Annotated in this window: 20 protein-coding genes; 10 read left to right on the forward strand and 10 right to left on the reverse strand. The window is 71.7% G+C overall.

The genetic code is table 11. The features are described from left to right. Window positions 1-6: 6 nt before the first annotated feature. On the reverse strand, window positions 7-1,311 hold the full coding sequence (locus ACZ63F_RS34775; RefSeq protein WP_469717305.1) for a M20/M25/M40 family metallo-hydrolase: 1,305 nt from the start codon (window positions 1,309-1,311) through the stop codon (window positions 7-9). Beyond that, entirely contained in the window at window positions 1,304-2,137 is an 834-nt protein-coding gene (locus ACZ63F_RS34780) for a M55 family metallopeptidase (RefSeq protein ID WP_469717307.1), read from the reverse strand. The genes ACZ63F_RS34775 and ACZ63F_RS34780 overlap by 8 nt, the downstream gene beginning before the upstream one ends. A gap of 306 nt (window positions 2,138-2,443) precedes the next feature. Here ACZ63F_RS34780 and ACZ63F_RS34785 point away from each other — a divergent pair, with 306 nt between their 5' ends. Beyond that, window positions 2,444-2,941 carry a hypothetical protein gene (locus ACZ63F_RS34785; protein WP_469717309.1) on the forward strand — a complete coding sequence of 166 codons (498 nt, stop codon included), beginning with the start codon at window positions 2,444-2,446 and terminating at the stop codon, window positions 2,939-2,941. Window positions 2,942-2,990: 49 nt separating this feature from the next. On the opposite strand, the gene ACZ63F_RS34790 is transcribed toward ACZ63F_RS34785, so the two are convergent. The 7 genes from ACZ63F_RS34790 to ACZ63F_RS34820 form a co-directional block, all read right to left on the reverse strand. Then, on the reverse strand, window positions 2,991-3,341 hold the full coding sequence (locus ACZ63F_RS34790; RefSeq protein WP_390034433.1) for an ArsR/SmtB family transcription factor: 351 nt from the start codon (window positions 3,339-3,341) through the stop codon (window positions 2,991-2,993). A gap of 177 nt (window positions 3,342-3,518) precedes the next feature. Then, window positions 3,519-3,698, reverse strand: a complete 180-nt coding sequence (locus ACZ63F_RS34795) for a hypothetical protein (RefSeq protein ID WP_469717312.1) — start codon at window positions 3,696-3,698, stop codon at window positions 3,519-3,521. Further along, window positions 3,695-5,416 (reverse strand): SulP family inorganic anion transporter, encoded by a 1,722-nt coding sequence (locus ACZ63F_RS34800; protein ID WP_469717314.1) that lies wholly within the window; start codon window positions 5,414-5,416, stop codon window positions 3,695-3,697. Before ACZ63F_RS34800 ends, ACZ63F_RS34795 begins: the two co-directional genes overlap by 4 nt. A gap of 245 nt (window positions 5,417-5,661) precedes the next feature. Beyond that, window positions 5,662-6,387, reverse strand: coding sequence for a class I SAM-dependent methyltransferase (locus tag ACZ63F_RS34805; protein WP_469717316.1), 726 nt, complete (start codon window positions 6,385-6,387; stop codon window positions 5,662-5,664). Between the two features lie 153 nt (window positions 6,388-6,540). After that, on the reverse strand, window positions 6,541-8,988 hold the full coding sequence (locus tag ACZ63F_RS34810; RefSeq protein ID WP_469717318.1) for an ATP-binding SpoIIE family protein phosphatase: 2,448 nt from the start codon (window positions 8,986-8,988) through the stop codon (window positions 6,541-6,543). 185 nt (window positions 8,989-9,173) lie between these two features. Next, on the reverse strand, window positions 9,174-11,564 hold the full coding sequence (locus tag ACZ63F_RS34815) for an MFS transporter (RefSeq protein WP_469717320.1): 2,391 nt from the start codon (window positions 11,562-11,564) through the stop codon (window positions 9,174-9,176). A gap of 193 nt (window positions 11,565-11,757) precedes the next feature. Continuing rightward, complete coding sequence (locus ACZ63F_RS34820; protein WP_469717322.1) at window positions 11,758-12,201, reverse strand: SRPBCC family protein; 444 nt, start codon at window positions 12,199-12,201, stop codon at window positions 11,758-11,760. Window positions 12,202-12,392: 191 nt separating this feature from the next. Here ACZ63F_RS34820 and ACZ63F_RS34825 point away from each other — a divergent pair, with 191 nt between their 5' ends. From ACZ63F_RS34825 to ACZ63F_RS34840, 4 genes are all read left to right on the forward strand, one after another. Beyond that, the gene (locus tag ACZ63F_RS34825; protein WP_352362622.1) at window positions 12,393-13,433 is read left to right on the forward strand and encodes an Rv2578c family radical SAM protein; all 1,041 of its coding nucleotides are present in this window, start codon (window positions 12,393-12,395) and stop codon (window positions 13,431-13,433) included. A gap of 151 nt (window positions 13,434-13,584) precedes the next feature. After that, a complete protein-coding gene (locus ACZ63F_RS34830) occupies window positions 13,585-15,153 on the forward strand; it encodes an alpha/beta hydrolase (protein WP_469717324.1) in 1,569 nt (522 codons plus the stop codon). Between the two features lie 56 nt (window positions 15,154-15,209). Then, window positions 15,210-15,608, forward strand: a complete 399-nt coding sequence (locus tag ACZ63F_RS34835) for a RidA family protein (protein WP_469717326.1) — start codon at window positions 15,210-15,212, stop codon at window positions 15,606-15,608. A gap of 124 nt (window positions 15,609-15,732) precedes the next feature. Beyond that, window positions 15,733-16,236 carry a GNAT family N-acetyltransferase gene (locus ACZ63F_RS34840; protein ID WP_469717327.1) on the forward strand — a complete coding sequence of 168 codons (504 nt, stop codon included), beginning with the start codon at window positions 15,733-15,735 and terminating at the stop codon, window positions 16,234-16,236. Here the strand turns inward: ACZ63F_RS34840 and ACZ63F_RS34845 are convergent. After that, the gene (locus tag ACZ63F_RS34845; protein ID WP_352362630.1) at window positions 16,223-16,798 is read right to left on the reverse strand and encodes an adenylosuccinate lyase; all 576 of its coding nucleotides are present in this window, start codon (window positions 16,796-16,798) and stop codon (window positions 16,223-16,225) included. The two genes, ACZ63F_RS34840 and ACZ63F_RS34845, sit on opposite strands and share 14 nt — an antisense overlap. A gap of 379 nt (window positions 16,799-17,177) precedes the next feature. On the opposite strand from ACZ63F_RS34845, the gene ACZ63F_RS34850 reads away from it, so the two are divergent. The 5 genes from ACZ63F_RS34850 (at window position 17,178) to ACZ63F_RS34870 (ending at window position 24,891) form a co-directional block, all read left to right on the forward strand. Then, on the forward strand, window positions 17,178-18,983 hold the full coding sequence (locus tag ACZ63F_RS34850; RefSeq protein ID WP_469717329.1) for a 3-hydroxyacyl-CoA dehydrogenase family protein: 1,806 nt from the start codon (window positions 17,178-17,180) through the stop codon (window positions 18,981-18,983). A gap of 136 nt (window positions 18,984-19,119) precedes the next feature. Next, on the forward strand, window positions 19,120-19,935 hold the full coding sequence (locus ACZ63F_RS34855) for a TetR family transcriptional regulator (RefSeq protein WP_469717330.1): 816 nt from the start codon (window positions 19,120-19,122) through the stop codon (window positions 19,933-19,935). Window positions 19,936-20,519: 584 nt separating this feature from the next. Continuing rightward, on the forward strand, window positions 20,520-21,863 hold the full coding sequence (gene ccrA, locus ACZ63F_RS34860; protein ID WP_469717331.1) for a crotonyl-CoA carboxylase/reductase: 1,344 nt from the start codon (window positions 20,520-20,522) through the stop codon (window positions 21,861-21,863). Between the two features lie 17 nt (window positions 21,864-21,880). After that, the gene (locus ACZ63F_RS34865) at window positions 21,881-23,929 is read left to right on the forward strand and encodes a protein meaA (protein ID WP_469717332.1); all 2,049 of its coding nucleotides are present in this window, start codon (window positions 21,881-21,883) and stop codon (window positions 23,927-23,929) included. Further along, on the forward strand, window positions 23,926-24,891 hold the full coding sequence (locus ACZ63F_RS34870; RefSeq protein ID WP_099932428.1) for an HpcH/HpaI aldolase/citrate lyase family protein: 966 nt from the start codon (window positions 23,926-23,928) through the stop codon (window positions 24,889-24,891). Before ACZ63F_RS34865 ends, ACZ63F_RS34870 begins: the two co-directional genes overlap by 4 nt. Window positions 24,892-24,894 lie beyond the last annotated feature (3 nt).

Consider the following 24,894-nt stretch of genomic DNA (forward strand, 5'->3'; position numbering starts at 1 on the left):
GCCGTGCTATGCCGTGCGCAGGAAGCGGTCCAGGACCCGGACGCCGAAGTGCAGGGCCTCGACGGGGACGCGTTCGTCGACGCCGTGGAACAGGGCCTGGTAGTCCAGGTCCTCGGGGAGCTCGAGCGGGGCGAAACCGTAGCCGGTGATGCCCAGCCGGGAGAACTGCTTCGCGTCGGTGCCGCCCGACATGCAGTACGGCACCACGTGCCCGTCGGGGGCGAACTCCTCCACGGCGGCCCGCATCCGGGCGTACGTCGGCGAGTCCAGCGGTGCCTGGAGGGCGACCTCGCGGTGGTGGAACTCCCAGTCGACGTCGGGGCCGGTGAGGCGGTCGAGGGTGGCGCGGAACTCGTCCTCGGTGCCGTACAGGTAACGTCCGTCGACGAAGGCGACGGCCTCGCCGGGGATGACGTTGACCTTGTAACCGGCGTTCAGCATGGTCGGGTTGGCGCTGTTGCGGACGGTGGATTCGACCAGCAGGGCGGCCGGGCCGAGCTTGTCGAGGAGCAGGTCGACCTGCGTGAGGTCGGGTTCGACGCCGTAGAGGACGGCGAGTTCGGTGAGGGCGGCGGAGACCGTCGGGGTGAGCCGCAGCGGCCAGCGGTGCTCGCCGATGCGGGTGACGGCGGCGGCGAGGCGGGTGACCGCGTTCTCCGTGTTGACCTTGGAGCCGTGTCCGGCCCGCCCGCGCGCGGTGAGCTTGAGCCAGGCCGTGCCGCGTTCCCCGGCGGCGATGGGGTAGAGCCGGCGGCCGGTGCCGTCGTGGAAGGTGAAGGCGCCCGACTCGCTGACACCCTCGGTGCAGCCCTCGAACAGTTCGGGGTGGTGGTCGGCGAGGAACCCGGAGCCGTCCTCGGCGCTGGCCTCCTCGTCGGCGGTGAACGCGACGACGATGTCCCGCCGCGGCCGCACCCCTTCCCGCGCCCAGGCCCGGACCACGGCCAGGATCATCGCGTCCATGTTCTTCATGTCGACGGCGCCCCGCCCCCACACGACCCCGTCGCGGATCTCCCCGGAGAAGGGGTCGACGCGCCAGTCGGCGGCCTGCGCGGGTACGACGTCGAGGTGGCCGTGGACAAGCAGCGCGTCGGCGGCCGGGTCGGTGCCCTCGATGCGGGTGACGACGTTGGTGCGCCCCGCGGTCCGCTCGAGGAGGATCGGCTCCAGGCCGGCTTCCGCGAGCCGCTCGGCCGCGTACTCGGCGGCGGGCCGCTCGCGGCAGTCGCCGCCGCCGAAGTTGCTGGTGTCGATCCGGATCAGTTCGGAGGTGAACCGGACGACCTCGTCGAGTGCCTGCTGGTCAGCCATACTGCTCCTCCACCGCGGCCGAGACGATCGTGGTGACCGCCTTGAAGGTGCGGATGCCGTCGTACATGGTTCCCTCGGTGTACGCCACCTTCCGCTCGCCGACCTGGTCCACGCCGGGGACGACGGTGGCGGCGAGGGCGAGGTGCTCGGCGTCGAACTCCAGGGCGATGGTGAAGGGTCCACCGGTCACGGGTTCGTGGCGCACCGCGAGCGCGGCCGCTTCCTTGGCGGCGGCCCGGATGTCGGCGGCGGTCCGGGCGGGCGTGCGGCACACGGCCGCGTACCTCGACACGTGGTCCTTGACGGCGACCTTGCGGGCCTCGGGCGCGTAGCCGAGGGCGTCCTCGCAGGCCAGGTCGTCGCCGGTGACCAGGATGACCGGGACGCCGTACTCGGCGACGACGTGCGCGTTGAGCAGGCCCTCGCTGGCGCGGACGTCGTTCAGCCAGACCCCGGTGACGGAGTTGGGCAGGTAGGTGTGGGCGAGGACGCCCTCCATGCCGGCGCCCGCGTGGTAGCCGATGAAGGCGATGCCGTCGACGTCACCGTGCTGGACGCCCTCGACCATGGACAGCGTCTTGTGGCGGCCGGTGATCATCTGGGCGCGTTCGTCGAGCTGCTCCAGGAGCAGGTTGCGCATGCTCCAGTGGGCCTCGTTGATGAGGACCTCGTCGGCGCCGCCGTCGAAGAACCCGAGGACGGCGGCGTTGACGTCGGAGGTGAACATCGGCCGGCACCGCTCCCACTGCGGCGCGCCGGGCAGCACGTCGCCGGGCCAGGTCACCCCGGTGGCGCCCTCCATGTCGGCGCTGATGAGGATCTTCATGGTGCCTCACGTTACGCGCCGGCGGGGGAACTTCCCACGAGGCTGGAAGAAGGAAACCCGCGGCACCGGTGTCCGGCGGTCTCGCCGAAAGGGCCGCCAGGCGCGCACGTGACCGGCGTCAGGGCCGGCGCACCTGTGACAAGGACCGATCAGCTCTGATGCGGGTCCGGTCGATCCATGGCCCGGGTTCTTCCGGCCGGAGAAGATCGGCTGACCGGGCGGGCGGCAGCGCGTCCTCGTCTTCGTCGAATGACGCTACCCGGTGTTATTACCGGCCTGCGGGCGGTGCGGAGAGAGGTGCCTGAAGTGATCACTGTCGTGGGACACCCCGACCTCACCACGCCCATGCTCGCCGTGGTGGAGGAGGAACTGCGGCGACGCCTGGCCGAGTTCGCGCGGGCGGGCAAGGCGGGGCTGGTGCGTGCCGGGCAGGGACTGCCGGTCGCCTTCGGCAGGGCGGCGCGCGCCGCGGGACTGGCGCTGGTGACGGTCCTGCCCTCCCGGAACGGCGTCCCCGACGTACTGGAGCCGGGTGATCGCACCGCGGCCGGCGAACTGCTCCTGCTCTCGCAACAGGTGCGGCTGCTGGAGTACGACCCGGCCGACCGCGGGGCCTGCGTGGGAGCGGACGAGACCCTGCTGCGCTCTTGTGCCCAGCTGCTGGCCGTCTGGGACGGCTCCCCGTCCAACTCCCGGGACGCTACGGCCCATCTCGTGGCCTACGCCCGCAGCAGCGGCATCGAAGTCGAGGTCGTGTGGCCCGAGGGAGCCGGCCATGTCGCGGCGGAGGGGCAGAGGGCATGACCACCCCGCCCGGTGGTGCGGGTCGGCGACCGCGGTCCGCCGACGGTCGCTACGACGGCGGCTTCGCCTCCGACCGGGCCGCCTGCAGGTCGGCGAGCAGCTCCGCCTGCCCGGCCAGCACGCCCGACAGGATCGAGCGCGCCACCCGCAGCAGTTCCGCCAGCTCCGGGCTGGCGAGCGAGTAGTACACGCTCGACCCCTCCTTGCGGGTCCGCACCAGGTTCGCCCGCCGCAGCACGGCCAGCTGCTGCGAAAGGTGTGCTGCCTCGATGCCCACCTCGGGCAGCATCTCCGCCACCGCGTGCTCGCGCTCGCTCAGCAGTTCCAGGACGCGGATGCGGGCCGGATGCCCGAGGGTTTTGAAGAACTCGGCCTTCAGCTGGTACAGCGGCGTGCTCACCTGACCCTCCTTTCCCCTGTGCAACGGCACAGCCCCACCGGGCGGATCCCGGCGCATCGCATCCACCCACTCGTCAAGAACATGTGGCCCATCCTCGCGCGCGGCACCGACCAGACCGAAACCGCGCCGAGAAGGCCACCGGGTCCCGTGCTCCGCCGAGAGACCCGCCGGCGCGAGTCACGGCCGGTTCCAGGCGGGGGCGACCGGGCAGCGGTACGCCCGCACATGCCGGAAGGGACGGACCACGGTCGGGCCCGGCTGCGCGTACGCCGACCGGCCCGGCATGCCGCCTACCAGCGGCCAGAGGGCCTCCGCACCGGAGGACTCGACCGTGCGAAGGGGGGCGGGGGTGCTCATGGCCGGGCTGCCTCACCGGAGTTCCGGGGCTTCTGGGCGGGAAGGGCCGACAGGACTCCGGCCGTCTCCAGGTGATCGCGGGCGGCCCGGATGGCCTCGGGGGTGGTGGCGTACTCACGGCCCTCGTGGCACAGCAGGTCCAGCGCGCCGACGGAGTCCAGGACCTGACGCTGGCCGGGGCGTATCCCCGAGGCGAGGACGGCGATGCCACGGCGCCGCAGCCTCTCCACCGCGTCCTTGAGGACGAGGGCGCCGGTCGCGTCCATGGTCGACACCCGGGACAGCCGAAGGATCACCATGCGTACGTCGGCGACCTCGGTGAGCTCCAGCAGGAAGCGGTGGGCAGCGGCGAAGAACAGCGGGCCGTCGATGCGGTACGCGACGATGTGCTCGGCCAGCAGAGCGTGTTCCTCCGCGCTGTGATCGCCCATGTCGAGCGGTACCTGGTCGAAACGGGCCTGCTTGGCGACGGCGCGCAGCGCGAGGGCGCCCGCGACGGCGAGCCCGATGATCACCGCGTACACGAGGTCGAGAGCCAGGGTCGCCGCCGCGGTCAGGACGAGGATGAGGGCGTCGGAGCGGGTGGCCCGCACCATGGCCTTCAGTGAACCGACCTCGACCATACGGATCGCGGTGGCCAGCAGGACGCCGGCGAGAGCGGCCAGCGGGATCTTCGAGACGAGGGGCGCCGCCGCGAAGACGATCGCGGCGAGCACGGCGGCGTGGGTGAGGGCGGCGAGGCGGGAGCCGGCCCCCGTACGGACATTGACGGCGGTGCGCGCGATCGCGCCGGTCGCCGGTACCCCGCCGAACAACGGGGCGGCGATGTTCGCGAGCCCTTGGCCGAACAGCTCCCGGTCCGGGTCGTGTCTCTGGCCCACGGTCATACCGTCGGCGACCGAGGCCGACAGCAGGGACTCCAGCGCGGCGAGCGCCGCGACCGCCACGGCAGGAGCGAGCAGGGTTCCCAGCGAGCCGAGGTCGACGAAGGACAGAGACGGCGCGGGCAGCCCGGCCGGCAGGGTGCCGATCGGCTTCGCCGCGTCCAGGTCGGCCAGCTGTGCCACGACCGTCGCCGCGATCACGGCGACGATCGAGAAGGGTACGGCCGGCCACCGCCTGGCGCCGATCATCATGCACCCGGCCACCACGGCCGCGAGGCCGAACGACGTCCAGTTCGGGCTGCCGGCGAACTCCTCGACCGCCCGCCAGGTCACCACCAGCACCCGGTCGCCTTCCGGCTTCGGGACACCGAGCGCGTTCGGGATCTGCTGCAGGCCGATCACGCAGGCGATGCCGAGAGTGAAGCCCTCGACGACCGGCGCGGGCACGTACTGCATGTACTTGCCGGCCCGCACTACCGCCAGGCCGACGAGCATGACGCCCGCCATCAGCCCGACGGTGAGCACCCCGCCGGGCCCGTACCGGCCCACGATCGGCACCAGGACGACCGTCATCGCACCGGTCGGACCGGAGACCTGGAGGTTGGACCCGCCGAACACCGCGGCGAGCGCGCCTGCGACGACGGCGGTCGCCAGGCCCGCCTTGGCACCGAGCCCGGAGGAGACGCCGAAGCCGAGCGCGAGCGGCAGCGCGACGATCGCCACGGTGAGGCCGGCCAGCAGGTCCCGGCGCGGGCTTCGCCTGACCTCGGCGAGGTCTGCTCGACCGGGCAGCAGCCGCGCGAACCGGGCGCGCACCTGACTGAAAAGGGTCACGACTCCTCGGCTTCTCCCACAGGGCCCGGCTCCGGGGCGGACGCGAAGGCCCGCTCCCACGAAGGCTTGCGAGCACAGCGAACATAGTGAACATAGCATCTGGTCAATTGCGAAAATTAGCAACTCCGCAACAGGATCATGCCGGATTCTCCGCTGTGGTGCCGCACCGGAAGGGGCCGGGCCACGGTGTGCCCGGCGGGTTGGCCGCCGACCGGTGGCCCGGCGCGGCGGCCGCGTCCCGTCCCTCAGTTCTCCCGCCCCGCCAGCACCCACTTCGACGGCAGCACGATCCGCTCGCCGTCCGGCGTGGTCTCGGTGGTGGTCAGTGGGAGTTCGCCGCTCGCGAGGACGGTGAGGCCGGCGTTGCGCAGGTACTCCGGGACCGCGGCGTCGGCGACCTCGCCGGGGGCGATGCCGTGCCGGAAGACCGGGGCGAGCTTGGGCGGCGGTCCCGACGGGCTCTGGGCGAGGCCGCGGAGGACGGGACCGGCGGCCTCGGCGAGCTCGACGAGGAAGGCCCGGCCGCGGCTGCCGACAAGGGTGGCGATGGTGTCGATCACCGGCTGCCGGTCGTCGGGTTCGCACTGGTGCAGGACGCCCCGCATGTACACGTTGGCGTCGCCGAGCTCCGCGTGCAGGGCCTGGGCCTCGCTCTTCTCGGCCGCGTCGAGCAGCCGGTAGCCGGCCTGTCCGCCCGGGTCGGCGTGCCGGGCGTGGTCCAGGGCGGCCTCGGAGATGTCGGCGCCGAGGACGCGCGGGAAGCGGTCGGCGAGGAAGCGGGTCTGGGTGCCGTTGCCGCAGCCCAGGTCGACCAGGGGCAGACCGGGGTCGGTGAGGTGCGGCTCGAAGAGGGCGACATGGACGGCGGCGGTCACGGCCGGTTCGGCGTCCCAGAACACCGCCCCCGGTTCTTCGGACGCCTCGCGCCAGAAACCCTGCCAGGCACTGCGGTACCGACTCGTCACGCTCATGGCCCAACTCCCCAGGATGAAGCCGCATATGACCCGTCGTAAGTGACGGGCCAGTACGGTCTACCCTGCGCGGGTTTCGGCCACAAGCACTTGGCGCGTTCCTTCACTCCTCGTTCGACGTACGTGCGCCCCCCCTGGTCCGCGGTGCTCGGGTCAGCGGCGTGGTGCGGTGAGTTCGAACCAGACGGTCTTCCCGGCGGCCGTACGGCTGGTGCCCCACTCCCGGGCCAGCGTGGAGACCACCCGCAGTCCGCGGCCGGTCTCGGCGGCGGTGTCGACGCCGAGGAGGGTCGGCAGGGTGTGATCGTCGTCGTCGACCTCGCACAGCAGGGTCTCGCCACGGATCAGCCGGAGCTGCACCGGGCGGCTGTGCGAGTGCCGTACGGCGTTGGTGACGAGTTCGCTGACCATGAGTTCGGCCGGATCGGCGAGCCGGGCGAGGCCCCAGTCGTGCAGTTGCTCGCGGACGACGGCACGGGCCCGGCGGACCTCGGCCGGGTCGAGGGCGAGCCGCCATTCGGCGACGTCCTCGGGCTCGATCCCGTTGAGCCGGGCCATCAGCAGGGCGACGTCGTCCTTGCGGCCGCCGCGGGTGTTGAGGGCGCGGATGATGGTGTCGCAGGCGTCGTCCATGGACGCGGCCGGGTGGGCGGCGGACTCGCAGAGGGTGGCGAGGCCGACGCCGATGTCCTCGCCGCGCATCTCGACCAGTCCGTCGGTGCACATGACCAGCCGGTCACCGGGCTCGACGCGCACCCGCAGCGACTCGAAGGCGACCCCGCCGACGCCGATGGGCGCCCCGGTGGGCAGGTCGAGCAGTTCGCTGCGCCCGTCGACCGCGCGGACCAGGACGGGAGGGATGTGACCCGCGTTGGCGAGGTGCAGTTCGCTCTCGATCGGGTCGTAGACGGCGTAGAGGCAGGTGGCGAGGTAGCCGTCGCCGAGCCGCTGGGCCAGGTCGTCGAGGTTGCGCAGGAGTTGGGCGGGCGGCAGGTCCAGGGCCGCCATGGTCTGCACGGCGGTCCGCAACTGGCCCATCATCGCGGCCGAGTTGAGGCCGTGGCCCATCACGTCGCCCACCACCAGGGCGGTGCGGGCGCCGGGGAGTTTCACGGAGTCGAACCAGTCGCCGCCGACCCGGCCGAGCAGGGTGCCCGGAAGGTACCGGGTGGCGATGTCGCAGCCCGACATGCGCGGCGGGATGTGCGGCAGCATGCTGTCCTGGAGGGTCTCGGCGACGCTCTCCTGGTAGGTGTACATGCGCGCGTTGTCGAGCACGAGCCCGGCGCGGGCGGCGAGTTCGGCCCCGGTGACGCGGTCCATGTCGTTGAACATCTCGCGCTCGGGGTGGCGCAGCAGGATCATGAAGCCGAGCACGACGTTGCGCGCCTTCAGCGGTACGACCAGCATCGAGCGGCCGGTGATCAGCGGCCGGATGTCGCGCTTCTCGAACTGGGAGGCGATGGCGTGGCCCATCTCCACGCTGATCCGCGGCACCAGGACCGGTTCGCCGGTGGTCATGCACTGGAAGAACGGGGTGTGCGCCGGAAAGGGCATGGCCTCGCCGACGGGGACGACGTCGTCCCAGCGGCCGGGTTCGTCGGTGTGCTCCAGGGCGACCCGGTGCCACATGGTGGTGGTGTCGGGCACGCCGTCCGGGAACCCCTCGCCGGCGACGACCTGTTCGCGCAGGTAGGTGCCGGCCACGTCGGTGAAGCGGGGGACGACGGCTCTGCTGACCTCGACGATGGTGCGGGACAGGTCGAGCGAGGTGCCGATCCTCCCGCTGACCTCGGTGAGGAACTCGAGGCGCTCGCGGACGGCCGCGTACTCCAGGTCCTCGCCCTCGTCGTCGGCGAGTTCGGCGGGCACCGGCAGGCCCTGCGCGGCGGCATGCGCCGCACGCTCGCGGCGGGCCATCCGCTCGGTGCGCCGGGCCACGCCCCAGTCGGGGGTGACGGGAACCCGGTCGTTCTGGCTGAACTCCAGGATCGGGTAGCCGAGTTCGAGGACCTGCGCGACGATCCGGGCGCTTTCGTCGACGCTCATGCTGGGCAGGATCTCGGGCAGCCTGCGGGCGAGTTCCTCCGCGCCGGGGAAGTCGGTGTGCAGGGCGAAGCCGGGCGCGATGCGCTCGAAGGCGATCCCCTCGTTGCCCTCGGCCCGGCCCAGCCGCTCGGCGTCGGCGGCGAGCACGAGCAGCCGCTCGTTGCCCGGGCCGACCAGCGGGTACGCCCACCAGAGCACGTCGGCACGGTCACGGTCGGAGACGGTGAGCCGGGCCCGGCCGGCCGCCGGGAAGTTGAGCCGTCCGTCGAGGGAGGACTCCAGGTCGGGGCCGAGTCCGTCGTACGCCGCGTAGCCGCCGTACGGGGTGATCTCGTCGTCCTCGGGGAGGGCACCGGAGACGGGCAGCAGGTCGAGGACGGAGCGGCCTATGGCCTCCTCCCTGGCGGCGCCGAAGAGCCGCCGGGCGCCGGTGCTCCAGTGCGAGACGTGGCCGTCGCGGTCGACGACGACCACGGCCAGGGGGATGCGGCCCGACACACCGTCCCCAGCACCGAGGCCGGGAGGCGTGTCCCGCTCGCTGCCTTGGTCCATGGCCCAGGCCCTCTCTCCCCACGGCTCCGCAAAAGATCTGTGCCGCCCGTCACTACCGTACGGTGGGCGCCGGTTGCGATGTGTGGCAATCCTGGAATTGGTTTCACCGGACCGCACCGGCGGGCAGGTCCGCGCCCCCGTACGGTGCGCGAACCGCGTCCACCTGCCCCGGCCGCTCCTCGCGCTCAGTCCTCGTGGCCGAGCTGGAGGTCGCGTTCGGTGCGGCCGCCGCCCGCGACCTGGAGGACGGTGGCGACCGGCGGGTAGCCGGCGGCGATGACGGTGTACTCGCCGGAGGACAGGTCCACGAACCGGAACGTTCCGTCGGCGCCGGTGGTGAGGGTGTCGACGACGTTCCCGGCGGCGTCGAGCAGCGTCACCCGGGCGTCCTCCACGGGCCGTCCGCCGCCGGCCCGGACGGTGCCCTTCAGCACGGCCCCGCCGGCGAGTTCGACGTTCTGCCGGGTCTCCCGGGAGGCCTGGACGGTGACCGGGAGGGCGGCCGGGCGGAAGGCCGGGGCGCTGCCGGCGAGGGTGTACTCGCCGGCCACCAGCTCGGTGATCACATAGCCGCCCTCGCGGCCGCTGCGGACGCTGGCGACGACCTCGCCGTGCACGTTGGTGAGGGTGACCGTGGCGTCCCGCACCGGGGTGCCGTCGGCGGTGAGCACGCTGCCCGCGAGCCGCCCGGCGCCGCCGAGGACGACGTCCAGCTCGACGGGCCGCTCGCCGACCGTCACGGTGACGGCCTGCGGCTGGTGGCCGCCGGCGGCGGCGATCAGGACGTACGACCCGGAGCCGGGCGTGGCCAGCGCGTACCGGCCGTCCTCGGCGCTGGCGCCGCGGCCGATCTGCCGGCCGACGGCGTCGATGAGGGTGAGCGCGGCGCGCGGCACCACGGTCCCGTCCGGGTGCTGCACCGTGCCGCAGACGGGGATCCCGGCGCCCGCGTGGGACGACCGGGCCTGCGGGATCGGGGCGGTGACGGAGGTCGGTTCCGTGTCGGCGGTGGGATGGGACACCAGTGGTCTCTCCTTGAGGAAGCAGGCGACGAGCAGGCCGAGGACGAGCACCGGGACCAGGTAGAGGAAGATCCTGGGCATCGCGTCGGCGTAGGCGCGGATGTAGGCGTCGCGCAGCGCCGGGGGCAGCGCGTGGACGAGCTGCGGGGTGAGGGACTCGGGGTCGGGCAGGCGGGCGCCGGCCCGGGCGGGGAGACGCCTGTGCAGGGCGTCGGTGAGCCGGTCGGCGAAGAGGGTGCCGAAGACGGCGGCACCGACGCTGCCGCCGATCTGCCGGAAGTAGTTGTTGGCGCTGGTGGCGGTGCCGAGGTCGGCGGGCCGTACGGAGTTCTGCACGGCGAGGACGAGCACCGGCATCACCATGCCGATCCCGGCGCCGAGGACGGCCATCCAGATGCTGTACTGCCAGCGCGGGGTGCCGACTTCGAGGCGGGACAGCAGCCACATGCCCGCGACGGAGACGGCGCCGCCGAGCACCGGGTAGATCCGGTAGCGGCCGGTGAGGCTGATGAGCTGTCCCGCGACGATCGAGGCGCCGACGATCCCGCCCATCATGGGCAGCATCAGCAGCCCGGACCCGGTCGCCGAGGCGCCGTCGACCATCTGCAGGAACGTCGGCAGATAGCTGGCGGCGCCGAACAGGGCGACTCCGACGACGAGTCCGACCAGGCCGGTGACGTTGAAGACGGAGTCCCGGAACAGCCGCAGCGGGATGAGGGGTTCGGCCGCGTGGTGCTCGGCGACGGCGAACAGCGCCCCGGCGACCAGCGCGCCCGCGCCCAGTCCGAGGATGACGCGCGAACCCCAGTCGTACTCCGTCCCGCCCCAACTGGTGAGCAGCACCAGGCAGATGGAGGCGGCGGCGAGCAGCAGGGTGCCCAGCACGTCGAACCGGCCCCGGACCTGCGGCTTCGGCAGCTTGAGCACGAGGGTGACGACGGCGAGCGTGACCAGCCCGAAGGGCACGTTGACGTAGAAGCACCAGCGCCAGGAGAGGTGGTCGGTGAAGTAGCCGCCGAGCAGCGGCCCGGCGACCGAGGCGAGGCCGAAGGCGGCGCCGATCAGGCCCATGAAACGGCCGCGCTGCCGGGGCGGCACGATGTCGGCGATGATCGCCTGCACGCCGATCATCAACCCGCCCGCGCCGACGCCCTGGAGGGCGCGGAAGGCGATCAGCTGGTCCATGTTCTGCGCCCGTCCGGCGAGCGCCGAGCCGACGGCGAAGACGAGGATCGCGAACTGGAAGACGCCCTTGCGGCCGATGAGGTCGCCGAGCTTGCCGTAGACGGGGAGGCCGACGGTGGAGGTGAGCAGGTAGGCGGTGATCGCCCAGGACATCCGGTCGAGGCCGTGCAGTTCTCCGACGATCTTCGGCAGCGCGGTGGCGACGATCATCTGGTCCAGCGCGGCGAGGAGCAGGGCGAGCATCAGCCCGCAGAAGACCAGCCGGGTACGGCGCGGCCCGAGTCCGGGGACCGGGGCGGGTTCCGGCACGGGGACGTCCGCGGGCACCACGGCCGGCTCCTCGTACTGCACCAGCGTCGTTCCGCCCACGTACCGCTCCCCTCGTCGCGCCTGCGCACAATTGCCGCCTTATTTCCCGTAGGGCGACAACTGCGAGCAAGCACGACGAGTTACGGCACGAGACCGGTCGATCCGGAGATCCACCCGAATCGGTGAGGGAGCCAACACCCGCTGCTCGTCGGGAGGTTGCTCACCTCCGGACGAACCGGCGGGTGCTGCGGTACTACTTCTCGACCTCGGTGGCGAGCCTGTCGAGCACCTGGTCGTAGATCCGGCCGAGCCCCTTGGGCGCGAAGGTCTTCTCGAAGAAACCGCCGATGCCGCCTGCACCCTGCCAGGTGGTGTGCACGACGACCCGGGACTTCCCCTCGCCTGCCGGGGTGACCCGCCAGGTGGTGACCATGGAGGAGTTGCGGTCCTTCTCGACCAGCTCGCCGTCGGTGGGCTCGCTGACCTCCAGGAGGCAGTCCCGGACCCGCTTGCTGGTGGCCTGCAGCTTCCAGTGGACGAGGGTGCCCTCGCCGTCGCCGCCCTCGCGCACCTCGTACTCGCTGAAGTGCTCGGGGAGCAGCTTCGCGCGCGTGCCGCTGTAGTCGGCGATCGCGTCGAACACCGTCTCCGCGTCCGCGCCGACGACCCGCTCCGTAGTGGCCTCGACCTGCGCCATCGCTTTCCTCCAGCACCTGAGTTCTCGGGGTTGCTCCAAGCCAACCACCCCGGCACCCGGCCGCCCAAATCGGGGTGCCCAAGCGATCGGAAACGTGATCGGAACCGGCGTCCGCGCGGTCTCCACAGATCGTTCGCACGATCATGGGAACAGATGTTCTATTCTGTGGGCAGTGCTACCGAGGAGGCGTCATGCGCTGGGAGAACCTCACCGAGGAGGCCGATCACGGCCGGGCCGGCACCGCGCTGTTCGGCGCGGACGCGGTCACGACGCGCACGTTCGACACCCCTGAGTTCAGGGGGATCACGTTCCACGAGGTGCGGGCGCGGTCGATCATCAACCGGGTGCCGGGCGCCTCGCGGATGCCGTTCGAGTGGACGGTGAACCCGTACCGGGGCTGCTCGCACGCGTGCGTGTACTGCTTCGCCCGCAAGACCCACAGCTACCTGGACCTGGACACCGGGATCGGCTTCGACACCCAGATCGTGGTCAAGGTCAACGCGCCGGAGCTGCTCCGCCGCCAGCTCGGCTCGCGCCGCTGGCTCGGCGACCACATCGCGATGGGCACCAACGTCGACTGCTACCAGCGCGCCGAGGGCCGCTACCGGCTGATGCCGGGGATCATCTCCGCCCTCACCGAGCACGCCAACCCGTTCTCGATCCTGACCAAGGGCACCCTGATCCTGCGCGACCTGGACCTGCTGCGGCGGGCGGCGGACGTCACGGACGTCGGCATCTCGGTCTCGGTCGGCTTCGTCGACCCCGAGCTGTGGCGGACCGTGGAGCCGGGCACGCCGGCCCCCGAGCGCCGGCTGGACGTCGTACGCGCCCTCGCCGAGGCCGGCATCGGCTGCGGGGTCCTGATGGCGCCGGTCATCCCGTTCCTCGGCGACCACCCGGCCCAGCTCCGGGCCACCGTACGGGCGATCGCGGCGGCCGGGGCCACCTCGGTGACACCCCTCGTGCTGCATCTGCGCCCGGGCGCCCGCGAGTGGTTCATGAGCTGGCTCGCGGCCCACCACCCGCACCTGGTACGGCGCTACGAGCGGCTGTACGCGGAGGGCGCCTACGCACCCAAGTGGTACCAGCGCCGGATCACCCGTCAGGTGCACGAGCTGGCCGAGGAGTACGGCATCGGACCGAACCGCGCGGGCGCCGCCCGCCGGATACCGGCACCTCCGGCGGAGGAGGAGCCCGCGCTGCCGGAGCCGACCCAGCTCACCTTGCTCTGACCGAGCCGCGGGCCCGGGGGCGTTCGGGCGCAACCCTCGGACCAATTGGGTCATTCATCATCAGAATGCGTTCTTCCGGGCCCTTTTTCCGGGACGATGCGGCGAGGACCGTGGCACGTGCGGTCCGCTCCCCTCCGTCCTGGGAGGACCCATGCGAACACGCGCAGCCGTGCTGTGCGCCGTCGCCGCCGTCGTGGCCGGTCCGTTCACCGTCCCGCCCGCGACCGCCGCCACCCGAGCCCCCGTCCAGGCATCCCCGGTGACCTGGAAGAAGTGCGGCACCACCGACTACCCGACGCTGCAGTGCGGCTCGGTCAGGGTGCCCCTCGACCACCGCAACCCGCGCGGGCGGCAGATCACGCTCGCCCTCTCCCGCGTCCCGCACACCGCGCCGGCCTCTCAGGGTCCGCTGCTGGTCAACCCCGGCGGCCCCGGCGGCAGCGGGCTGACCCTCGCCGGTTTCGTGGCGTCCACGCTGCCGAAGAAGGTGGCCGCCCAGTACGACGTCATCGGCTTCGACCCGCGCGGCGTCGGGAAGAGCACCCCGGCGATCGACTGCTCCCCCGGCTACTTCGAACCGGTGCGCCCCGACTCGGTCCCGGCCACCCCCGCCCTCGAACAGGCGAACCTCGAGCGGGTGCAGTCCTTCGCGGCGGCCTGCGGCAAGAAGTACGCAAAGCTGCTGCCCCACCTCGACACGTTCGACGCCGCGCAGGACCTCGACTCGATCCGCCAGGCCCTCGGCGCCCGGCAGGTCAGCTACTTCGGCTACTCGTACGGCACCTACCTGGGCGCGGTCTACGCCAAGCTGCACCCGGACCGGATCCACCGCCTGGTCCTGGACTCGATCGTCGACCCCACGGGTGTCTGGTACGACGACAACCTGAGCCAGGACTACGCGTTCAACGACCGCCAGCGCGCCCTGATGGCGTGGATCGCGAAGTACGACTCGACGTACAAGCTCGGCACCGACCCGGAGAAGGTCGAGGCCAAGTGGTACGCCATGCGGGCCGCACTGGCGAAGAAGCCGGCCGGCGGCAAGGTGGGCGCCTCGGAGCTGGAGGACACCTTCATCCCCGGCGGCTACTACAACGGCTACTGGCCCTACCTGGCCGACGCGTTCTCCGCCTACGTCAACGGCAGGAAGACGGCCGCCCTGGTCGAGGCGTACCAGAACTTCGCCGCCGTCGACGCGTCCGGCGACAACGGTTACAGCGTGTACGCGGCCGTCCAGTGCCGGGACTCCTCCTGGCCGCGGGACTGGAACCAGTGGCGCAAGGACAACTGGGCGGCGTACGCGAAGGCGCCGTTCATGGTGTGGAACAACGCCTGGTACAACGCGTCCTGCGCGTACTGGCCGACGACGGCGCTGCGGCCGACGGACATCACCAGTACCAAGCTCCCGCCGGCCCTCCTCTTCCAGGCGACGGACGACGCGGCCACGCCCTACCAGGGCGGCGTCGCCGTCCACCGTCTCTTGGCCGGCTCCCGCCTGGTGGTGGAGCAGGGCGGCGGCAACCACGGCATCACGCTCAGCGGCAACACCTGCCTGGACGGCCACCTCGCCGCCTACCTGGCCGACGGCACGGTCCCGCACGGCGCCGGTTCCGTCGACGCGGTCTGCCGGAAGACCCCCGACCCGAAGCCCCTCACCACCAAGGCGGCCTCGACGTCGTCCCGCGGCTCGACCCTGCACGGTCTGCTGGGCTTCCGCGGCTGAGCCGGTCCTGACGTCCCGTCGGGGGCGTTGTCAGACCCGTGGTCCACCATGGACGCATGAGTGATCTGACCCGTATTTCCGCCCCCGACGGTGTCGCCCCCGCCGCCCAGTACACGCACGTGGTGGCGGCGACCGGCCGGCTCGTCGCCGTCTCCGGCCAGCTGCCGCTGGACGAGGACGGCAAGCTGGTGGGCGAGGGCGATCCGGCGGCCCAGGCCCGCCAGGTCTTCGAGAACCTGCGCCGCTGCCTGGCGGCGGCCGGAGCGAGCTTCGACGACGTCGTCAAACTCACCTACTTCGTCACGGACATGGCCCACCTGCCGGCCGTCCGCGCGGCCCGTGCCGCCCACATACCCGACGACCGGCTCCCGGCCGCCTCCGCCGTCCAGGTGGCCGCGCTCGTCGGCCCGCAGTTCCTGATGGAGATCGAGGCGCTGGCGGTGGTGGCCGGCTGACGCCGAATCCCGGGCGGGCGGGACCGTCCGCTCCCCGAGGCGCGGCGATTCCCTAGGGTGCCGGCATGAACGAGGACTCGCCCCACGGCCCCGCCGTCCCTGCCCCGTCCTCCGCATCCGCCCGATGGCCCTCGCCGACTGCGACCGGGTCTCCGCGATACGCGTCCGGGGCTGGCAGTACGCCTACCGGGGCCTCATGCCGCAGCCGTTCCTGGACGGGCTCAGCGTCGAGCGGGACGCCGAGCGGCGCAGGGCCCGTTTCCTGGACGGCGGGGACGGGGTGACGGAACTGGTCGCCGAGCGGGGCGGCACCCTCGTGGGATGGGCGGCGCACGGGCCGTACCGGGACGGTGACCTGCGCACCGGTGACGCCGAGTTGTACGCCCTCTACGTGGACGCCGCGCACCTCGGCACCGGCGTCGGACGGGCGCTGCTCGCGACGGTCCTGGAGCAGTGCGCCGGGCACCCGCACGTGTACCTGTGGGTGCTGAAGGAGAACGCGCGCGCCCGGCGGTTCTACGAGATCGCGGGCTTCGCGGCCGACGGGGCCGAGGAGCCGTACGAGGTCGACGGGGTGCCGGTGCCCGAGGTGCGGTACGTCAGGGAGCCGGGCGTCATCTCTGCCTAGGGATGCGGGCGAGGGCCTGGACCGCCGCCTCGGCGAGGGTGGGGTGGGCCAGGGCCTCGGTCAGGACGCGGCGGGCACGGGTGTCGCCGAGAGAGCCGAGGCCGTCCACGCAGGCCAGGGCGACCCTGCGGTAGGGGTCGTGCGGGCGCAGCCGGCGTTCCAGGGTGGTGATCAGGGCGGGGACGGACTCCGGGGCGCGGAGTTCGACCAGGAGCCGGACGGGCTGCAGGGCGTAGGCGACGCGGAGTTCGTTGGTGGCGAGGGCGGCGGCCGCGCGGGCGGTGCGTGGGTCCCGGAGGCGGGCGAGGGCGTGGGCGGCCGAGACGCAGCGGGGTGGGTCGCGGTGGTTGAGGAGGAGGACCAGGGTCTCGAAGGCCCGCGGATCGCCGGCCGTCCCCAGCCGGAACGCGGCCAGCTCCCTGGCCCACAGGGGCTGTCCGGCCGCGGTGAGCACCTCCGCCAGTTCGTCGTGGTCCTCGGTGGCCAGGAGCCGGCCGAAGGCGGCCGTCCCCTGCGACTCCTGACGCAAACGCTCCGTGAGTGATCGCAACTCTTCGTCCACGAAGCCCAGCGTAGAGGGGTTGCGGCAGGCGAGGGACGTACATCACAAACTCGGGGGGCTGGCGCGCTCGTTACCCGCCGGTTAAGCTCAATCGAGCGAGTCACCCACTCGCATTCACGCTCACGCCGGTTTGGTGACGCAGCCGCCGTGAGCACGCAGGTCGGTTCGGTACCTCGTACCGCAGGACGACCCGGCTCCGGGACAGGGCCGGTCGGAATCCGCCGCTCCCGGGCGTGTGCGCGCCCGTGGCGGCAGCACCGGGCGTGTGCGCTCGCAGCCCGGCACCACCCGCATTCACGCAGCTCTCTCCGCACCCGGTGCGCCCCTCGGCGCACCCGGGCGCGTTTCCAGTCGTCACCCTCATTCCTGGAGTCCCGCGATGGCCACTCCCCAGTCCGACCCCTCCCTGTCCCCGCTCAAGACGATCGCCGTCGTCGGCCTCGGCACCATGGGCACCGGTATCACCGAGGTCCTCGCGAAGGCCAGCCGCGAGGTGATCGGCATCGACATCAGCGAGGCGCAGGCCGCCCGGTCCCTCGCCGCCCTGGAGGCCGCCACCGCGCGTGCCGTGGTGCGCGGCAGGCTGACCGAGCAGGAGCGCTCCGACACCCTCGCCCGGGTCCGCACCGGCACCGACCTGACGGCCGCCGCCGACGCCGACCTCGTCATCGAGGTGGTCCCGGAGTCGTACGACATCAAGCACCAGGTCCTGCGGGAGCTGGACGGCATCGTCCGGCCCGAGACGATCCTCGCCACCGGCACGAACGCACTGTCCGTGACCCGGCTGGCCGCCGACTCGGCCCGCCCCGAGCGCGTCCTCGGCCTGCACTTCTTCAACCCGGCCCCGGCGATGAAGCTGGTCGAGGTGGTCTCCTCGGTGCTCACCGCGCCGGGCGCCGTCGCCGCCGTCACCGACCTGGCGATCGAGCTGGGCAAGGAACCGGTCGCGGTCGGCGACCGTCCCGGGTTCGTCGCGGACGGGCTGCTGTTCGGCTACCTCAACCAGGCCGCCGCGATGTACGAGGCGAAGTACGCCTCCCGCGAGGACATCGACGCGGCCATGCGGCTCGGCTGCGGCCTGCCGATGGGCCCCCTCGCCCTGCTGGACCTGATCGGCATCGACACGGCCCGTACGGTCCTGGAGGCCATGTACGCCGAGTCCCGCGACCGCCTGCACGCCCCGGCGCCCATCCTCAAGCAGCTCAGCGAGGCGGGCCTGACCGGCCGCAAGTCGGGCCGCGGCTTCTACACCTACGAGGCCCCGGGCAGCGCCACCGTCGTCCGGGACGCGCTCACCCCGCTGGACGGCGCCGCCGTCACCCCGGGCCGTACGGTCCGCTCGGTCGGCGTCGCCGGCTCCGGCACCATGGCCTCCGGGATCGCCGAGGTCTTCGCCAAGGCCGGGTACGAGGTCGTCCTCGCCGCCCGCAGCGAGGAGAAGGCGCAGGCCGCCAAGGCCCGCATCGGCAAGTCCCTCGACCGCTCCGTCGGCAAGGGCCGGATGACCGCCGAGGCGGCCGCGCAGACCCTGGACCTGATCACCCCGGCCGGTTCGTACGACGCCTTCGCGGACGTCGACCTGGCCGTCGAGGCGGTCGCCGAGGACCTGGAGGTCAAGCGGCAGCTGTTCGCGGCCTTCGACAAGGTCTGCAAGCCGGGCGCGGTGCTCGCCACCACCACCTCCTCGCTGCCGGTCGTCGCCTGCGCCCGCGCCACCTCGCGGCCGCAGGACGTGATCGGCATGCACTTCTTCAACCCGGCGCCGGCCATGAAGCTGGTCGAGGTCGTCCGCACCGTGCTCACCGCCGAGGACGTCCACGCCACGGTCCGCGAGGTCTGCGGCCGCATCCGCAAGCACGCCGTCGACTGCGGCGACCGGGCCGGGTTCATCGTCAACGCCCTGCTGTTCCCGTACCTGAACAACGCGATCAAGATGGTCGAGGAGCACTACGCCTCCCTCGACGACATCGACGCGGCGATGAAGCTCGGCGGCGGTTACCCGATGGGGCCCTTCGAGCTCCTGGACGTGGTCGGCCTGGACGTCTCGCTCGCCATCGAGAAGGTGCTGCACCGGGAGTTCCGCGACCCGGGCCTCGCGCCCGCGCCGCTCCTGGAGCACCTGGTGGCCGCGGGCTGCCTCGGCCGCAAGACCGGCCGTGGCTTCCGCGAATATGCCCGCCGCTGACGGCGTCGGCGACTGGTTCCGGGACGAGAAGGACTGGGGCGGGCTGCTCGACCCCGCGGACGGTCCCCCGCCCTTCGCGGGCGGGGGAAACCCCGGACCTGCGCATCAAGCTGCGCACATGCAGTACGTTCGGGTCATGTCCCAGCCCGCCAAGTCCTCACGTACCCCCGCCACGCCCGACGCGCCGGAGAGCGCCGCGGGCAGCCGCGCGGCGGCCCAGCGGCTCAAGATGCGCCGGGAGCTGGCGGCCGCCGCGATGGAGCTCTTCGCGACGAAGGGGTACGAGGCGACCACCGTCGACGAGATCGCGGCCGCGGCCGGGGTGGCCCGCCGCACCTTCTTCCGCCACTTCCGCTCCAAGGAAGAGGCGATCTTCCCGGACCACGACGACACCCTGATCCGCGCCGAGGCCGTGCTGAACGCGGCCCCGGCCCACGAGCACCCGCTCGACACGGTGTGCCGGGGCATCAAGGAAGTCATGAGGATGTACGCGGCCCGGCCGGACATCTCGGTCGCCCGCTACAAGCTCACCCGCGAGGTGCCCACCCTCCGCGAGGCCGAGATCGCGTCGGTGGCCCGCTACGAGCGTCTCTTCACCCGCTACCTCCTCGGCCACTTCGACGAGCACGCCCACGCGGACGACGCGAACGACGACCCGCTGCTGGCCGAGGTCGCGGCGTCGGCGGTGGTCACCGCCCACAACCACGTGCTGCGGCGCTGGCTGCGGGCGGGCGGGCAGGGGGACGTCGAACTGCAGCTGGACCACGCCTTCGCGATCGTCCGGAAGACGTTCGGGAACGGGATCGGGGCGGGCAGGGAGGCTGCGCCCCGCCCGGCCGCGCCGGCCTCGGTCTCCTCGCAGGGGGAGGTGCTGGTGACGGTTGCCAGGACCGACGCACCGCTCGACGAGGTCATGCGCACGATCGAGCAGGCGCTGAAGGAGCGGTCGTAAAGCGACGGTAGTGGTGGGTCGCGGTCACAGAACCGCGGCTCCGCCGCTCGTCCTCAATCGCCGGACGGGCTGAGTCGGTGACCGCGGCCCGGACCGAAAAGCGCCGCCAGAACGCCATCGGCCTCACCCGTTCCCAGCGACCAGCCGCCCCGCCGCCGACACCCGACATCGGTATCGGCGTGCACTGACGCGTGCGCCACACCGCTGGTGTGATCGACGCCTCGCGGCCCGTCCCCGCCGTACGGACGTCTCCCGCAAGACGGGCCATTTTCCCCTACTCGCCAGTAGGTTTGATCGATCATCGCTCATTTGTTACGTAAAGATTTCATCTGAGAGCGATTCCTGGCACTCAGTGCCTTGCCACCTGACACGCGGTGTCATACCTTCGAGGTGTCCGGCCTGTCCCGGTGAGCCCATCGGCCCACCCGTCGGACGCCTGCGTCACAGGCAACCTCCCGCGCCACAAAGCGCTGCCGAAGCACCACCCCCGCCGAACCGACGGCACCTTTCTCAAAACCCTCAGCAGCACCGCCGTAACCCTCAGCGCCCCTTCCCTCGGGGGCGCACACCGCCGGAGGCAACACGTGACCACTCAGGCCATTCTGGACGCGATCCAGTCGCCGGAATCGACGCCGGCCGACTTCGCCGCCCTGCCGCTTCCCGAGTCGTACCGCGCGATCACCGTGCACAAGGACGAGACGGACATGTTCGCGGGCCTGGAGACCCGCGACAAGGACCCGCGCAAGTCGATCCACCTCGACGAGGTCCCCCTGCCCGAGCTGGGCCCGGGCGAGGCCCTGGTCGCCGTCATGGCGTCGAGTGTCAACTACAACTCGGTGTGGACCTCGATCTTCGAGCCGCTGTCGACCTTCGGCTTCCTGGAGCGCTACGGCCGCCTCAGCGAGCTCACCAAGCGGCACGACCTGCCGTACCACATCATCGGCTCCGACCTCGCGGGCGTCGTCCTGCGCACCGGCCCCGGCGTCAACGCCTGGAAGCCCGGTGACGAGGTCGTCGCGCACTGCCTGAGCGTGGAGCTGGAGTCCAGCGACGGCCACAACGACACCATGCTCGACCCCGAGCAGCGCATCTGGGGCTTCGAGACCAACTTCGGCGGTCTCGCCGAGATCGCGCTGGTCAAGTCCAACCAGCTGATGCCGAAGCCGAACCACCTCAGCTGGGAGGAGGCCGCGGCCCCGGGCCTGGTCAACTCCACCGCCTACCGCCAGCTGGTCTCCCGCAACGGCGCCGGCATGAAGCAGGGCGACAACGTGCTCATCTGGGGCGCGAGCGGCGGACTCGGCTCGTACGCCACGCAGTTCGCGCTGGCCGGCGGCGCCAACCCCATCTGTGTCGTGTCCTCGCCGCAGAAGGCCGACATCTGCCGGGCCATGGGCGCCGAGGCGATCATCGACCGCAACGCCGAGGACTACAAGTTCTGGAAGAACGAGCAGGAGCAGGACCCGCGCGAGTGGAAGCGCTTCGGCAAGCGCATCCGCGAACTCACCGGCGGCGAGGACATCGACATCGTCTTCGAGCACCCCGGCCGCGAGACCTTCGGCGCCTCCGTCTTCGTCACCCGCAAGGGCGGCACCATCACCACCTGCGCCTCCACCTCGGGCTACATGCACGAGTACGACAACCGCTACCTGTGGATGTCCCTGAAGCGGATCATCGGCTCGCACTTCGCCAACTACCGCGAGGCCTGGGAGGCCAACCGGCTGATCGCGAAGGGCAAGATCCACCCCACCCTGTCGAAGACGTACTCCCTCGAGGAGACCGGCCAGGCCGCCTACGACGTGCACCGCAACCTGCACCAGGGCAAGGTCGGCGTCCTCTGCCTCGCCCCCGAGGAGGGCCTCGGCGTGCGCGACAAGGAGATGCGCGCCAAGCACCTCGACGCCATCAACCGCTTCCGCAACATCTGAGACACCCGAGGTCATAGATGACTGAGCGTCAGATCGCCGACGGGCGACGGGAGAAGGACCGGCCGTGGCTCATGCGCACGTACGCCGGGCACTCCACGGCCGAGGCGTCCAACGAGCTGTACCGGCGCAACCTCGCCAAGGGCCAGACGGGTCTGTCGGTGGCGTTCGACCTGCCGACACAGACCGGCTACGACCCCGACCACATCCTCGCCCGCGGCGAGGTCGGCCGGGTGGGCGTGCCCGTCTCGCACCTCGGTGACATGCGCCGGCTGTTCCAGGACATCCCCCTGGAGCAGATGAACACCTCGATGACGATCAACGCCACCGCCATGTGGCTGCTGGCGCTCTACCAGGTCGTCGCGGAGGAGCAGGGCGCGGACATCACCAGGCTCCAGGGCACGACCCAGAACGACATCGTCAAGGAGTACCTGTCCCGCGGGACGCACGTCTTCCCGCCGGGGCCGAGTCTCCGCCTGACGACGGACATGATCGCGTACACGGTCTCCCACCTCCCGAAGTGGAACCCGATCAACATCTGCAGCTACCACCTGCAGGAGGCGGGCGCCACGCCGGTCCAGGAGATCGCGTACGCGATGTCCACCGCGATCGCCGTCCTCGACGCGGTGCGCGACAGCGGCCAGGTGCCGCAGGAGCGCATGGGTGACGTCGTCGCCCGCATCTCCTTCTTCGTGAACGCCGGCGTCCGGTTCGTCGAGGAGATGTGCAAGATGCGGGCGTTCGGCCGCATCTGGGACCAGGTCACCCGCGAGCGGTACGGCATCCAGGACCCCAAGCAGCGCCGCTTCCGGTACGGCGTCCAGGTCAACTCCCTCGGGCTGACCGAGGCGCAGCCGGAGAACAACGTCCAGCGGATCGTCCTGGAGATGCTCGCCGTGACGCTCTCGAAGGACGCACGCGCGCGTGCCGTGCAGCTCCCCGCCTGGAACGAGGCCCTGGGCCTCCCCCGGCCCTGGGACCAGCAGTGGTCGCTGCGCATCCAGCAGGTGCTCGCCCACGAGAGCGACCTGCTGGAGTACGACGACATCTTCGAGGGCTCGCACGTCATCGAGGCGAAGGTCGCCCAGCTGGTCGAGGACTCGCTCGCGGAGATGGAGCGGATCCAGGAGATGGGCGGCGCGATGGCGGCCGTCGAGTCGGGCTACCTGAAGTCGCAGCTGGTGGCGTCGCACGCCGAGCGGCGGGGCCGGATCGAGTCCGGCCAGGAGAAGATCGTCGGCGTCAACATCTTCGAGACCACCGAGCCGAACCCGCTCACGGCCGACCTGGACACCGCGATCCAGACGGTCGACCCGGCGGTCGAGGCCCGGGTCGTGGAGGCGATCGGGCGCTGGCGCGACACCCGCTACCAGCCGCCGTTCAACCACCCGCGGCCCTGCAAGGCCCTGGAGCGGCTGAAGGAGGCCGCCAAGGGCACCGACAACCTCATGGAGGCCACCCTGGAGTGCGCCCGCGCGGGCGTGACAACCGGTGAGTGGGCCGGGGCCCTGCGCGAGGTGTTCGGCGAGTTCCGGGCACCCACCGGGGTCTCCTCCGCGCCCGTCGCCGTCCCCGTGGAGGCCGGCTCGGCGCTCGCCGAGGTGCGGGCCAAGGTGGACGCCACCGCCCGCGACCTGGGCAGCGGCAAGCTCCGTTTCCTGGTCGGCAAGCCTGGTCTCGACGGCCACTCCAACGGCGCCGAGCAGATCGCGGTGCGCGCCCGGGACGCCGGCTTCGAGGTGGTCTACCAGGGCATCCGGCTCACCCCCGAGCAGATCGTGGACGCGGCCCTGGCCGAGGACGTGCACGCGGTGGGCCTGTCGATCCTCTCCGGGTCGCACGCCCAGCTGGTCCCGGACGTCCTGGAACGACTCCGTGTGGCCGGTGCCACAGATATACCCGTGATCGCCGGTGGCATCATCCCGAACGGAGATGCCGAGCAGCTCAGGGAAGCCGGAGTGGCCGCGGTCTTCACCCCGAAGGACTTCGACATCACCGGAATCATCGGCCGCATCGTCGACGAGATCCGGAAAGCGAACAAGCTCGACCCCCTGGAGGTCCCCGCATGACCACGCCCGTCAACCGGCTCCGCCCGCGGCGCTCCTGCCTGGCCGTGCCCGGCTCGAACCCCCGCTTCCTGGAGAAGGCCCAGGGTCTCCCGGCGGACCAGGTCTTCCTCGACCTGGAGGACGCGTGCGCCCCGCTCGCCAAGCCCGAGGCGCGGCACACCATCGTCAAGTTCCTCAACGAGGGCGACTGGACCGGCAAGACGCGCGTGGTGCGGGTCAACGACTGGACCACCGAGTGGACGTACCGTGACGTCGTGACCGTGGTCGAGGGCGCCGGGCAGAACCTCGACTGCATCATGCTTCCGAAGGTGCAGACGGCCCAGCAGGTCGTCGCGCTGGACCTGCTGCTGACCCAGATCGAGAAGACCATGGGCTTCGAGGTCGGCAAGATCGGCATCGAGGCGCAGATCGAGAACGCGCAGGGCCTCAACAACGTCAACGAGATCGCCACCGCGTCCCAGCGCGTCGAGACGATCATCTTCGGCCCGGCCGACTTCATGGCGTCCATCAACATGAAGTCGCTGGTCGTGGGCGAGCAGCCGCCCGGCTACCCGGCGGACGCCTACCACTACATCCTGATGAAGATCCTGATGGCGGCCCGCGCCAACAACCTCCAGGCGATCGACGGCCCCTACCTGCAGATCCGCAACATCGACGGCTACCGCGAGGTCGCCCAGCGGGCCGCCGCGCTCGGCTTCGACGGCAAGTGGGTGCTGCACCCGGGCCAGGTCGAGGCGTCCAACGAGATCTTCTCGCCGTCGCAGGAGGACTACGACCACGCCGAGCTGATCCTGGACGCGTACGACTACTACACGTCCGAGGCGGGCGGCAAGAAGGGCTCCGCGATGCTCGGCGACGAGATGATCGACGAGGCCAGCCGCAAGATGGCCCTGGTCATCTCCGGCAAGGGCCGGGCCGCCGGCATGCAGCGCACCTCGAAGTTCGAGATCCCGGAGGCCTGAGCG

This window comes from Streptomyces sp. NPDC104761 (assembly GCF_055583445.1).

Bases quoted from the DNA above. Each gene is read 5' to 3' on its own strand.
- ACZ63F_RS34775 (WP_469717305.1), bottom strand. From the start codon at position 1,311: ATGGCTGACCAGCAGGCACTCGACGAGGTCGTCCGGTTCACCTCCGAA.
- ACZ63F_RS34780 (WP_469717307.1), bottom strand. From the start codon at position 2,137: ATGAAGATCCTCATCAGCGCCGACATGGAGGGCGCCACCGGGGTGACC.
- ACZ63F_RS34795 (WP_469717312.1), bottom strand. From the start codon at position 3,698: ATGAGCACCCCCGCCCCCCTTCGCACGGTCGAGTCCTCCGGTGCGGAG.
- ACZ63F_RS34805 (WP_469717316.1), bottom strand. From the start codon at position 6,387: ATGAGCGTGACGAGTCGGTACCGCAGTGCCTGGCAGGGTTTCTGGCGC.
- ACZ63F_RS34810 (WP_469717318.1), bottom strand. From the start codon at position 8,988: ATGGACCAAGGCAGCGAGCGGGACACGCCTCCCGGCCTCGGTGCTGGG.
- ACZ63F_RS34820 (WP_469717322.1), bottom strand. From the start codon at position 12,201: ATGGCGCAGGTCGAGGCCACTACGGAGCGGGTCGTCGGCGCGGACGCG.
- ACZ63F_RS34825 (WP_352362622.1), top strand. From the start codon at position 12,393: ATGCGCTGGGAGAACCTCACCGAGGAGGCCGATCACGGCCGGGCCGGC.
- ACZ63F_RS34830 (WP_469717324.1), top strand. From the start codon at position 13,585: ATGCGAACACGCGCAGCCGTGCTGTGCGCCGTCGCCGCCGTCGTGGCC.
- ACZ63F_RS34835 (WP_469717326.1), top strand. From the start codon at position 15,210: ATGAGTGATCTGACCCGTATTTCCGCCCCCGACGGTGTCGCCCCCGCC.
- ACZ63F_RS34840 (WP_469717327.1), top strand. From the start codon at position 15,733: ATGGCCCTCGCCGACTGCGACCGGGTCTCCGCGATACGCGTCCGGGGC.
- ACZ63F_RS34850 (WP_469717329.1), top strand. From the start codon at position 17,178: ATGGCCACTCCCCAGTCCGACCCCTCCCTGTCCCCGCTCAAGACGATC.
- ACZ63F_RS34855 (WP_469717330.1), top strand. From the start codon at position 19,120: ATGTCCCAGCCCGCCAAGTCCTCACGTACCCCCGCCACGCCCGACGCG.
- ACZ63F_RS34865 (WP_469717332.1), top strand. From the start codon at position 21,881: ATGACTGAGCGTCAGATCGCCGACGGGCGACGGGAGAAGGACCGGCCG.
- ACZ63F_RS34870 (WP_099932428.1), top strand. From the start codon at position 23,926: ATGACCACGCCCGTCAACCGGCTCCGCCCGCGGCGCTCCTGCCTGGCC.